9 protein-coding genes are annotated in these 12,456 nt (G+C 71.3%); all 9 read right to left on the minus strand.

What is annotated here, in order from left to right; translation table 11 throughout:
- Positions 1 to 64: 64 nt before the first annotated feature.
- Positions 65 to 1,264, minus strand: a complete 1,200-nt coding sequence (gene ftsZ, locus BJP65_RS02695; protein WP_055835541.1) for a cell division protein FtsZ — start codon at positions 1,262 to 1,264, stop codon at positions 65 to 67.
- Between the two features lie 206 nt (positions 1,265 to 1,470).
- The gene (locus BJP65_RS02700; protein ID WP_070408126.1) at positions 1,471 to 2,448 is read right to left on the minus strand and encodes an FtsQ-type POTRA domain-containing protein; all 978 of its coding nucleotides are present in this window, start codon (positions 2,446 to 2,448) and stop codon (positions 1,471 to 1,473) included.
- Positions 2,449 to 2,450: 2 nt separating this feature from the next.
- Positions 2,451 to 3,857, minus strand: coding sequence for a UDP-N-acetylmuramate--L-alanine ligase (murC, locus tag BJP65_RS02705; protein WP_070409815.1), 1,407 nt, complete (start codon positions 3,855 to 3,857; stop codon positions 2,451 to 2,453).
- Positions 3,858 to 4,021: 164 nt separating this feature from the next.
- The gene (locus tag BJP65_RS02710; protein WP_070408127.1) at positions 4,022 to 5,095 is read right to left on the minus strand and encodes a glycosyltransferase; all 1,074 of its coding nucleotides are present in this window, start codon (positions 5,093 to 5,095) and stop codon (positions 4,022 to 4,024) included.
- A 192-nt stretch (positions 5,096 to 5,287) separates the two neighbouring features.
- Positions 5,288 to 6,550 carry a putative lipid II flippase FtsW gene (ftsW, locus tag BJP65_RS02715; RefSeq protein WP_070408128.1) on the minus strand — a complete coding sequence of 421 codons (1,263 nt, stop codon included), beginning with the start codon at positions 6,548 to 6,550 and terminating at the stop codon, positions 5,288 to 5,290.
- A gap of 10 nt (positions 6,551 to 6,560) precedes the next feature.
- Complete coding sequence (murD, locus tag BJP65_RS02720; protein ID WP_055835528.1) at positions 6,561 to 8,081, minus strand: UDP-N-acetylmuramoyl-L-alanine--D-glutamate ligase; 1,521 nt, start codon at positions 8,079 to 8,081, stop codon at positions 6,561 to 6,563.
- A complete protein-coding gene (gene mraY, locus BJP65_RS02725; protein WP_055835525.1) occupies positions 8,078 to 9,184 on the minus strand; it encodes a phospho-N-acetylmuramoyl-pentapeptide-transferase in 1,107 nt (368 codons plus the stop codon). The genes murD and mraY overlap by 4 nt, the downstream gene beginning before the upstream one ends.
- A complete protein-coding gene (gene murF, locus BJP65_RS02730) occupies positions 9,181 to 10,593 on the minus strand; it encodes a UDP-N-acetylmuramoyl-tripeptide--D-alanyl-D-alanine ligase (RefSeq protein ID WP_055835523.1) in 1,413 nt (470 codons plus the stop codon). The genes mraY and murF overlap by 4 nt, the downstream gene beginning before the upstream one ends.
- 64 nt (positions 10,594 to 10,657) lie before the next feature.
- Positions 10,658 to 12,451: a penicillin-binding protein 2 gene (locus BJP65_RS02735; protein ID WP_070408129.1), complete on the minus strand. Its 1,794-nt coding sequence runs from the start codon at positions 12,449 to 12,451 to the stop codon at positions 10,658 to 10,660.
- Positions 12,452 to 12,456: the final 5 nt, after the last annotated feature.

Consider the following 12,456-nt stretch of genomic DNA (forward strand, 5'->3'; position numbering starts at 1 on the left):
GGTGCTCCTTCGACGACGCAGCGGGCCCGGTGATCACCGGACCCGCTGCATCGAACGCTCGTGCTTACTTGAGGAAGTCCGGCACGTCGAGGTCGTCGTCGGCGTAACCGCTGTCGTACGACGTCTCGGGAACGCGGGCGGCGACCGGGGCCGGCTCCGGGCGACGCTCGGGGGCGCGCTCGGCGGGGCGATCGGTCGAGGCCTTCTGCTCCTCGGCGGCGTCGAGGTCGCGCGCGACGTCGTCGCTCGGGATCACGGGCACCACGGGGGCGGCGACCGAACGCTGCGCTCCGACGGCGTCGATGCGCAGCGAGGGCTCTCCCCCGTCGAATCCGGCGGCGATGACCGTGACACGCACCTCGTCGCCGAGGGTGTCGTCGATGACCGTTCCGAAGATGATGTTGGCCTCGGGGTGCGCGGCCTCCTTCACCAGCTGGGCGGCGTCGTTGATCTCGAAGATGCCGAGGTTCGATCCGCCCTGGATCGACAGCAGCACACCGTGCGCACCCTCGATCGAGGCCTCGAGCAGGGGCGATTCGACGGCGAGCTCGGCGGCCTTGATGGCACGATCCGCTCCTCGCGCCGAGCCGATGCCCATGAGGGCCGATCCCGCGCCCTGCATGACCGACTTCACGTCGGCGAAGTCGAGGTTGATAAGACCGGGGGTCGTGATGAGGTCGGTGATGCCCTGCACACCGGCGAGCAGAACCTGGTCGGCGGTCGCGAAGGCCTCGATCATCGAGATGCCGCGGTCGCTGATCTCGAGCAGACGGTCGTTGGGGACGACGATGAGGGTGTCGACCTCTTCCTTCAGGCGTCCGACGCCGGCCTCGGCCTGGCTCTGTCGGCGACGCCCCTCGAAGGAGAACGGCTTGGTGACCACACCGATGGTGAGGGCGCCGATCGACTTGGCGATCTTGGCGACCACCGGCGCACCGCCGGTGCCCGTGCCGCCGCCCTCGCCCGCGGTGACGAAGACCATGTCGGCGCCGCGCAGCGCCTCTTCGATCTCTTCCGCGTGATCCTCGGCGGCACGACGGCCGACCTCGGGGTCGGCGCCGGCACCGAGGCCGCGCGTGAGCTCGCGTCCGACGTCGAGCTTGACGTCGGCGTCGCTCATCAGCAGCGCCTGTGCGTCGGTGTTGATCGCGATGAACTCCACGCCGCGCAGGCCGAGCTCGATCATGCGGTTGACGGCGTTGACGCCGCCACCGCCGACGCCGACGACCTTGATCACAGCGAGGTAGTTCTGGTTGTGGCTCATGCCGGCCTCCGTTTGTCCCCGAACCCGAAACTTTAAACCTCATGTTGAGGGTTAAAGAATTGCCCGGTATGCAATTCCTTAGCTCGAAGGTATGCGGCCAGCCCGATGCCACCGGGGCGACACGCGGGACGCCCGACGATCATCGGGAAAATCCCTTCGGCGCGCGCGGCGGTCGCGCGCAGACGGTCGCGGAGACCGAGGCGGAATCAGCGGACGACGCCCGCCTCGGGCGAGGTCACGTCGTACTCCTTCGTGCGGTCGGGCGGGCTCTTCGCCATCAGTCGGTCGAGCACGACGGCTTTCTCGGCCGAGCGGTCGGAACTGCCCCACGCCACACGCGATCCGGTCGCGCCGAGCGTCAGCGTGACGTCGTCGGGGGTCGAGGCCGACACCCCGGTCACCTGCGCGCGCACGGCATCGGGCAACGCCCGCATGACGCGCCCCGCCGCGCGGAACGCGTCGGAATCGGTGCCGCCGGCGATCTCGAGCAACGGCTGGCCCGCGGGCGCGTCGGGCGTGGTCGACAGGGCGACGCCCGCGGCATCCACCACCGTGAAGCCGGCGGTGCTCTGCAGCACGCCGATGGGAGTGCGTTCCACCACCCGCACGACGAGGTCGTGCGGGGGCCGCGCCTCGAGCGTGTACGACTCCACGAGCGGGAAGCGCACCAGCGCCGCCTTCACGGCGCTGTCGTCGACCAGCGCCAGGGGCGTACCGACCTGCCCGTCGAGGGCGTCGGTGACCGCGGCGACGTCGAGCTGCGACGCGCCCACGACCTCGATGCGCTCGACCGCGAACAGGGGGCTGTACGCCGCGCCCGCCGTGCCGAGCACCATGACGAGGAACGCCGCCGCCACCCCGATCCACACGCGCCGGCGCCGACGCTGACGCACCGTGAAGCGCCGCACCTCGGCGGAGAGCGCACGACGACGGGCGCGCGAGGCACGCCAGACGTCGCGCAGGCTCGCGCCCTCGGCATCCGGAGTCGCCACGAACGACGCGGAGCCGGTCGGCTCGGAACCGTTCGCATCCGAGACGCTCGGCCGCACGAGCGGCACCACGGGCGCGGTCTCGTCGGCGGGATCGGGATGCCGCGTCGGCGGTGCGGGGACGGGCTCGTCGACCCGCCGGCGGGAGGGCTGCTCCGACGCCGGGGGCGGGGGCAGGGGCGACGGCCGGCGCACGCTCAGACCGCCGCGGCCTCGGTGCGGGAGAGCGCCTCGAGCACCTGCGGGATGATCTGGTAGACGTTGCCGCACCCGAGGGTGATGACGTAGTCGCCGGGGCGGGCGATGTCGGCCGTGTAGTCGGCGGCCGCCTGCCAGTCGGGCACGTAGTGCACGTGCGCCGGATCGGCGAACGCGCCGCTGACGAGCTCGCCCGTCACTCCCGGCACCGGGTCTTCCCGGGCGCCGTAGACGTCGAGCATGACGGTGTGGTCGGCGTGCGTCTCGAGCACCTCGGCGAACTCGCGGTACATCTCCTGCGTGCGCGAGTACGTGTGCGGCTGCTGGATCGCGATGATGCGCCCCTCGCCCACGACCGTGCGCGCGGCGGAGAGGGCCGCGGCGACCTCGGTGGGGTGGTGCGCGTAGTCGTCGTAGACGCTGACGCCCTGCGACACCCCGTGCAACTCGAAGCGACGCACCGTGCCGCCGAAGCCCTGGACGGCACGGGCGGCGGCGGCGAGCGGGTGGCCGAGCACGCGCAGCACCGCGACGGCACCCGCGGCGTTGACCGCGTTGTGCGCGCCGGGGACGCGCAGCTGCACCTCGACGCTCTCGCCGTCGGCGGTGAGCGTGAAGGCGACGGGGCCGTCGGTGCGGATGCCGGTCAGCCGGACGTCGGCGGAGGGATCCTCGCCGAAGGTGACGACGTGGGCGTGCGTGATGCGCTCGCGCACCGCGCGGGCGCCGGCGTCGTCGGACGAGATGACCACGGCCTCGCGCGCGGCATCGGCGAAGCGGGCGAAGGCGGCGTCGAACGCATCGCGCGAGCCGTAATGGTCGAGGTGGTCGGGGTCCACGTTGGTGATGAGCGCCACAGAGGTGTCGTACAGCTCGAAGGTGCCGTCGGACTCGTCGGCCTCGATCACGAACAGCTCGTCGCCCCCCGTGCCGCTGGAGGCGCCGAGGTCGGCGATCACTCCGCCGTTGACGAATGTCGGGTCCTCGTCGAGGGCACGCAGCGCCGTGACGATCATGCCGGTCGAGGTGGTCTTGCCGTGCGCGCCGGCGACCGATACGAGACGGCGACCGCCGATGAGCCAGTGCAGCGCCTGCGAGCGGTGGATGACGTGCAGCCCCCGCTGCTTCGCCGTGACGAACTCGGGGTTCTCGGGCCAGATCGCCCCCGTGTGCACGACCGTGTCGGCGTCGCCGAGGTGAGCCGCGTCGTGGCCGACGTGCACCGTGGCTCCGCGCGCGGCGAGGTCGCGCAGCGCGGCGCTGTCGGAGCGATCGGACCCGGAGACCCGGATGCCGCGGTCGAGGAACATGCGCGCGAGTCCGGACATGCCCGAGCCGCCGACACCGATGAAGTGCGCGGAGGAGATGGACTCGGGGAGGGGGAGACTCAGGTCGGGTCTGATCATGGCGAATGCGAGTTTACGTCGCCCACCCGGGGCCCAGGCCTCGGCGCGCCCGGGAGCGTGCGGCATCGGCGATCGGTCGACGTGCGGCCCCTCAGCGGTCGGTCGCGGCCGCTGGGCGGGCGCCGCGCGCCGCGCGCCGCGCGCGGGAGCACCCGCACCCGGTGTCAGCGGGCGAGCGCCTCGTCGACGAGGGCGATGACGTTCTCGGTCCCGGCCCGGATGCCGGTGCGCGCGGCCGCGGAGCGCATGGTGTTGCGGCGCTCGTCGTCGCGCAGCAGCGGCACCACCTCGCTCCGCACGCGCTCGGGGGTGAGGTCCGCGTCGTCGACGAGCAGGGCGGCGCCCGCGCGGACCGCCGCCGCGGCGTTCAGCCGCTGCTCGCCGTTGCCGACGGCGTAGGGCACGTACACGGCGGGGATGCCGAGAGCACTGATCTCGCTCACGGTGGCCGCACCCGAGCGAGAGACGATGAAGTCGGCGAAGGCGAACGCGAGGTCCATGCGGTCGACGTACCGCACGACGGCGTACCCGTCGACGCCGGGGTCGGGCAGGTCGGAGTTCTGCCCGGTGACGTGCAGCAGCTGCCAACCGGCGTCGAGCACGTCTCGCCATGCCTCGCCGAACGCCGCGTTCAGTCGCAACGCCCCGAGCGAGCCGCCGAAGACGAGGAGCGTGGGGCGGGCGGCATCCAACCCGAAATGGGTGGCGGCCTCGTCGCGGAGGGCCGCGGGGTCGAGCTCGACGATCTCGCGCCGCAGCGGCATGCCCACCACACGCGCGCCGCGCAGCGGTGTGCCCTCGAAGGCCACACCCACCCCCGCCGCCCCCCGCGCTCCGAGCACGTTCGCCAGCCCCGGCTTGGCGTTGGCCTCGTGCACCACGAAGGGCACCCGCTCGCGGCGCGCCGCGACGTACGCGGGGGCTGCGGCATAGCCGCCGAAGCCCACCACGACGTCGACACCACGCTCGCGGATCAGGCGGCGCACCACCGCGACCGCCCGCAGGAACTGGGCCGGGAACACGGCCGCTGCCCGGTTGGGTCGACGCGGGAACGGCACCTTCGCCACCGTGAGCAGCTCGTAGCCCCGCAGCGGCACGAGGCGGGCCTCAAGACCCTCGCGGGTGCCCAGCACCAGCACGTCGGCCGACGCGTCGCGCGCGCGCAGACCGTCGGCGACGGCGAGGAGGGGGTTCACGTGCCCGGCGGTACCGCCGCCGGCGAGGAGGTAAGTCGTCACCGTACGACCCTAGCCAGAACCGCGGAGCGTTCCGCGCGGGTGGACGCCGGGTGCGCTGGTTCGCCGACTCAGCGACGCGGGAGCGCGTTCCGGGCGGCGCGGGGCGGACGCCGGGTGCGCTGTTCGCCTACTCAGCGACGCGGGAGCGCGTTTCGGGCGACCCGGTGCAGCCCGGCGCCGGCTCCCCGCGTCTCAGCGCGTGCGGGTCTTCGTCGCCGGGGCGGTCGCCGCACGGCGCCGCGGGGCGCGCGCGGGAAGCTCGGCGACGGCGCGCCGGTCGGGCAGCGTGCGCGCGCACGACAGCAGCACGCCGCAGGCGATCAGCACCGACAGCAGCGAGGTTCCGCCCTGCGACATGAACGGCAACGGCACACCCAGCACGGGGAACACGCGCAGCACGACCGCGACGTTGATCAGGGCCTGGCCGATGATCCAGATGGTGATCGCGCCGCACACGATGCGCACGAACGGGTCGTCGGTGCGGCGGATGATGTGGAACGCCCCCACGGCGAAGAGGGCGAACAGCGCGAGCACGACGATGCAGCCGATCAGACCGAGCTCCTCGCCGACGATGGCGAAGATGTAGTCGTTGGCCGCGGCCGGGAGCCAGTCGTACTTCTCGGCCGAGTTGCCCAGGCCCACCCCGAACACTCCCCCGGCGGCCAGACCCCAGATGCCGTGCAGCGGCTGGTAGCAGTCGCCGAGGTAGTTCGCGATGCAATCCTGGTCGAGGAAGCTCATGATGCGCCGCATGCGGTCGGCGCTGGTGATGGCGAGCAGCGCCACCGCCCCGATCGCACCGATCGCCGGCAGCAGGAAGATGCGCAGCCGCACCCCCGAGAAGAACAGCGCCCCCAGCAGCACGAGCACGAGGATCATCGCGGTGCCGAGGTCTTTGCCCCCCATGACGGTGGCGATGACCAGCGCCGCCACCGGCACGATCGGGATGAACACGTGGCGCCAGTTGCCGAGCAGCGTCTGCTTGCGGAAGAGCACGTAGCCCAGCCACAACGCCAGCGCGAGCTTGAGGAACTCGGCGGGCTGCGCCTGGATACCCGCGAGGTTGATCCAGTTGCGGTTTCCGTTGGCCGAGATACCCAGCGGAGTGAAGACCAGCAGCTGGAACATCGTGGCCAGGATCAACGCCGGCCACGCCATGCGCTTCCAGAACTTGAGCGGGGCGCGGCTGAGCACGAACATCAGGGGGATGCCGATGACGGCGAACACGCCCTGCTTGAGCACGTGCTCGAACGGGCTCTGCGCACCGTCGAGAGCCGAGGTGGCCGACAGCACCATCACCAGGCCGAAGCCGGTGAGCAGGAGCGCCGCCGACGTGATGAGCAGGAACTCGCTCGGCACCGGCCGGAAGGCCCGACCGAGCGACACCCGCGCCGCGAGACCCGCGCGGGCGGGCTCGTCGGGGGTCTGCCGGGAACGAGGCGCCGTCGTGGTCACGCGTGTCCCCTCAGTCCTGCGATCGAGATGCTCCGTCGTCGTGCCGCGAGATCCACGTCCGCACCGCGTCGGCGAAGCGTTCGCCGCGGTCGGAGTAGGACGAGAACTGATCGAACGACGCCGCTGCCGGGGCGAGGAGAACCGTGTCTCCGTCCCGGGCGACGGCCGCCGCCAGTTCCACGACCTGCGCCATGACGTCTTCAGTCTCGGCGTGGTCGACCTCGAACAGCGGCACCGCGGGGGCGTGTCGCGCGAACGCCGCGACGATATCGTCCCGCACCGTGCCGATCACGATCGCGGCGCGCACCGCACCACCGCGGGCGCGGACGAGTTCGCCGAGGTCGACGCCCTTCAGCAGACCCCCGACGATCCAGACCGAGCCCGGGTACGCGGCGAGCGACGAAGCCGCCGCGTGCGGGTTGGTCGCCTTCGAGTCGTCGACCCAGGTGACGCCCGCGTGGGCGCCGACGACCTGGATGCGGTGCGGATCGAGACGGAACCGCTCGAGCGCGTCGTGGATCTGCGCCGGCGTCGCGCCGAGCGAGCGCGCGAGGGCGCTCGCGGCGAGGATGTTGGAGACGACGTGGGGGGCGGCGAGGCCGCGGGCGGCCAGGTCGGCGACGGTCGTCAGTTCGAGGGCCGAGGTGGCGCGCTCCTCGAGGAAGGCGCGATCGACCAGGATGCCGTTGACCACACCGACGTCGCTCGGCCCCGGAACGCCCAGGTCGAAGCCGACGGCGCGGGCGCCCTCGACGACCTCGGCGTCTTCGACCATCTCGCGGGTGGCGTCGTCGGCCTTGTTGTAGACGCACGCCACACGCGTGCGGGCGTAGACACCGGCCTTGGCGTCGCGGTAGGCGTCGGCCCCGCCGTGCCACTCGAGGTGGTCGTCGGCGAGGTTGAGGCACACCGCCGCGTGCGGCGACAGCGCGTCGTCGCCGGTCTGCAGGTTGAGGTACCAGAGCTGGTGGCTCGACAACTCGACGACGAGCACGTCGAACCCGTTCGGATCGCGCACGGCATCGAGCACCGGGGTGCCGATGTTGCCCACGGGAGCGGCACGCAGGCCCGCCGCCACGAGCATCTCGGCGGTGAGCCGGGTCGTGGTGGTCTTGCCGTTGGTGCCGGTGATGAGCACCCAGTCGGCGGGGCGGCCGTCGGGACGCACCACCTTGTCGCGCACGCGCCACGCGAGCTCGACGTCGCCCCAGAGCGCGATGCCCTGCTCCTGCGTCCACCGGATGACGGGGTGGTGGGGCGCGAATCCGGGCGAGGCCACGACCACGTCGGGCGCGAACGCGGTGAGCTCGTGCGGGACGGTGTCGAGCGGGCCCTCGTGCAGCCGCACGCCGAGCACGGGCAGCAACCGCGAGTACTCGGCATCCGCCCGCTCGGTCACCACGAGCACGTCGGCGCCGAGCTCGCTGAGCGTGTCGGCGGCCGAGAACCCGGTGACCGACAGGCCGAGGACGACGACGCGCAGACCCTTCCAGTCGGCGTGCCAGCTGGTGAGGGAGGCGAGAGAGGTCATACGCGTGCGAGCCATTCGACGTAGAAGAAACCGATGCCGGAGACGGCGAGGAGCCCCGCGATGATCCACATGCGCACCACGATGGTGACCTCGGGCCACCCCCTCATCTCGAGGTGGTGGTGCAGCGGACTCATGAGGAACAGGCGCTTGCCGCGGGTGATCTTGAAGTACGCGCGCTGAAGGATGACCGACCCCGACGCGATGACGTAGACGCCGGCGATGAGCACGAGCAGCAGTTCGGTGCGGGTGAAGATCGCCATCGCGGCGATGACGCCGCCGATGGCCATCGACCCGCAGTCCCCCATGAAGACCTTGGCCTTGGGGGCGTTCCACCAGAGGAATCCGACCAGGGCGCCCACGAACGATGCCGAGACGATGGCGAGGTCGAACGGGTCGCGGACGGCATAGCATCCGGCCTGCACCGACGCGTCGAGCACGTCGGCGCACATCTGCTTGTTCTGCCAGAAGGCCATCAGGCTGTACGCGCCGACGACGAAGATGCCCGATCCCGCGGCCAACCCGTCCAGGCCGTCGGCCACGTTGACCGAGTTCGACGCCGCCGTGCCGATGAGCGAGATCCACGCGAGGTAGAGCAGCCACCCGAGGATCGGGCCGAGGGCGAACAGCGACAGCACCTGGATATCACGGAAGACCGAGATGTACTCGGACGCGGGGGCCTGGCCGAAGGCGTTCCGGGCGTTCAGCGCCACGATCGCGAAGGGGACGACGACGATGACCTGGCCGGCGATCTTGCGCCAGCCCGAGAGGCCGAGACTGCGCTGCTGGCGGATCTTCATGTAGTCGTCGATGAAGCCGACCACGCCGAAACCGAGCATGAGCCACAGCACGAGCAGGCCCGAGATCGTGGGCGGGTTGTTGCCCGCGTACGAGCCGATGAAGTAGCCGATCATCGTGCCGAGGATGAAGATCGTGCCGCCCATGGTAGGCGTGCCGCGCTTGGCCCCGTGCGAGGGGTTGTGCACGTTCTCGGGCGTGCGGATGACCTGACCCCAGCCCCACTTCCGGAACCACCGGAGGAACACCGGGGTGAGGAAGAGGGTGAAGGCCAGCGAGATCGCCGCCGACGTCAGAAGTGATCTCACGCGAACAAGTCTCCCAGACGGTCGCCGAGATGCCGGAGCCCCGCCGAGTTCGACGACTTCACCAGCACGCGGTCACCGTCGCGCAGTTCGGTCGAGAGGTAGTCGTAGGCGGCGTCGGCGTCGGCGAAGAAGACCGCCTCGCCGTCCCAGGACCCCTGGGCGATGGCCTCGAGGAACATGCGCCGCGCCTCGGGCCCCACGATGACGATGCGCTGGATGCGCAGGCGCACCGCGAGCAGGCCCACGCGATCGTGCTCCTCGTCGGCGTACTCGCCGAGCTCGCTCATCGCGCCGAGGACCGCGACCGTGCGCTCGTCGGGCCCGGTGATCTGCGCGAGGGTGCGAAGAGCTGCGGCCATGGAATCGGGGCTGGCGTTGTATGCGTCGTTGATGATGCGCACCCGGTCGGAGCCGAGCGGCTGCATGCGCCACCGCTCGGCGATCTCGACGGTCTCGAGTCGCGCGATCGCGTCGGCCGCCGACACGCCCAGGGCGATGGCCGCCGTGAGGGCCGCGAGGGCGTTCATGACGTGGTGCTCGCCGAGCACGTGCAGGGTGAGGGTGTGGGGCTCGCCGTCGACCAGCAGATCGGCGCGGGTGCCGGATGCCGAGACCTCGACGTCGACGGCCCGCACCTGCGCGCGCTCGCCCCGGCCGAACCACCGCACCTCGAGGTCGCGCTCGCGCGCGATCGGCTCCATCGCGGCGACCCGGGGGTCGTCGGCGTTGAGCACGGCGAGGCCGCCGGGACGCGTCGCCCGCACGAGCTCGCTCTTGGCGTGGAAGGTCGACTCGATGCCGCCGAAGCCCCCGGCGTGCGCCATGCCGACCATCAGCACGACGCCGATGTCGGGGGTGACGAGGCCGGCGAGGTGGGCGATGGCCCCGGGGCCGCTCGCGCCGAACTCGCTCACGAGGTAGCGGGTGTCGTCGGTGACGCGGAGCATCGTGAGAGGAGCGCCGACCTCGTTGTTGAACGAGGCGCGGGGCGAGACGGTGTCGCCCTCGTCGGAGAGGATGCGGGCCAGCAGGTTCTTGGTCGTCGTCTTGCCGTTGGAGCCGGTGATGCCGACGATCCGCAGGTCTCCCCCGGCGCGCACGCGACCCACGACGTCGCGGGCGAGGTCGCTGAGCGCGGCCACGGCGTCGGCGACGACGATCTGGCTCACCGCGTCGTCGAGCTCGCGTTCCACGATCGCCAGCGCCGCCCCGCGCTCGACCGCGGCGGCGACGAACAGGTGGCCGTCGGTGGCCTCGCCGGGCTTGGCGACGAAGATGCCGCCGGGCTCGATCAGGCGCGAGTCGGTGTCGACGTCGCCCGAGACGGTGGTGTCGGGGGTGTCGGTGCCGCGGACGACGAGGCGCCCGCCGAGCACGTCGGCGAGGTGGGAGAGGCTGGTGGAGATCATTGCTGTGCGGACGCCCTTTCCGTGTCGCATTCGTTACCGAGACGAGACCGGCGTCGGCGGTGTCTCAGCCGAACTTGGGCAGTTCGGGGGTCGTGGTTCCGGACGGGATCACGCGGTAGGTCTTGAGAACCTGCGTGAGGGCCTTCTGGAACGCGGGGGCGGTGGCCGCCGACGATTTTACCGTCCGCGGTTCGTCGAGGTTGACCGCGACGACGTACTGCGGGTCGTCGGCGGGGGCGAAGCCGATCATGGTCGTGAAATACGCGTCGGGCTTGTACGCCCCGGTGTTCTCGTCGACCTTCTCGCCGGTTCCGGTCTTGATCGCGATGCGGTAGCCGGGGATGGCGATCTTCGAGGCCAGCTCGCCCTGGGTGGCGACGTTCTCGAGCATGAGCGACACCGCCCGCGCGGTGTCGGTGGAGACCACCTGCGTGCCCTCGGTCGACGGGACGTCGGTGACGGTGCCGTCGGCGGCGGTGCACCCCTCGACCAACGACAGCGGCATCTTGAGCCCGCCGTTGGCGATGGTCTGGTACGCGCCCACGAGCTGCGGCACGGTGACCGACAGGCCCTGACCGAAGGTCGTGTTGTAGAAGGTCTGCGTGTCCCAGTCCTGGGCCGGGTGCAGGATGCCGCCGGATTCGCCCGGGAAGTCGATCGCGCTGAGCGAGCCCATGCCGAACTTCTGCAGGTAGTCGTAGCGCGTCTCTTTGGGGATCATCTCGCCGAACTTCGAGATGCCGACGTTCGAGGAGTCGATGAGCACGCCCGCGGGCGTGTAGACGTTGGGGCCGTGCGAGAACGCGTCGGAGACGCGGGCGTCGCCGCCGAGCACCTCGCGCGACGACGCGGTGACGGTTGTCTCGGGCGTGTACGAGCCGCTGTCCAGACCGATCGCGGTGGTGAGCGCCTTGAACGTGGAGCCCGGCTCGAAGGGGCTCGAGAACGCCCGGCTCCCCCGGTCTTCCGACGGGGTCGCGGTGGGGTTGTTCGGGTCGACGGTGGGGTACTCCGCCAGCGCGCGGATCTTGCCCGTCTTGGCCTCGACGACGGTGATCGTGCCGCGCAGCGATCCCGTGTTCTGCACCTGCTCGGCGATGAGCTGGCCCATGTACCACTGCAGGTCGCGATCGACGGTGAGCTTGAGCGTGCCGCCGTCGACCGCGGGCTCGGCCACGGTCTCGGTGCCCGGCAGCACCACGCCGTCACGGCTCTGCTGGAAGACGACCTTGCCGTTGGTGGAGGCGAGGCAGTCGTTGTCGGCCGCCTCCAGCCCGGCGAGGGGCTGACCGTCGCTGCCGACGAAGCCGATGAGGTTTCCGCCGACGGCGCCGTCGGGGTACACGCGGCCGGCCTGGGGCGGGAAGCTCAGGAACGGCAGACCGAGGGCGACCAGCGCGCGGTACTGCTCGGTCGAGACGTTCTTGGTGATCATCGCGTAGCGCGAGTCGGGGTTCTCGGCGACGGCGTCGGTGACGCTCGCCTCGACGTCGGCGGCATCCTGCCCCGTGACGGCCGCGATCTTCGCGGCGATCTCGGGCCATCCCGTCGTGGTCTCGTTCTCGTCGTCGTCGCGGGTGGTCACGCCCTTGATCGCGAGCATGGGGTCGACCTGCACGTCGTAGCGGTTCACGCTCGACGCCAGGATCACGCCGTTCTCGTCGACGATCGAGCCGCGCGAGGCGTACTCGACGCGGGAGTTCTGGAGCCCCATGGCGAGCGAGTCGTCGACGTGCTCCTTCGCGTTGACGACCTGGATGTCGACGAGGCGCACCACGAAGGCGAGCAGGACGGTGAGGACGATCGCGAGAGCGACGACGGTGCGACGCCGAGGGGACCGGTGGGTAGTCGTCGTCATGGGTC

This window comes from Microbacterium sp. BH-3-3-3 (assembly GCF_001792815.1).
GTDB lineage: Bacteria > Actinomycetota > Actinomycetes > Actinomycetales > Microbacteriaceae > Microbacterium.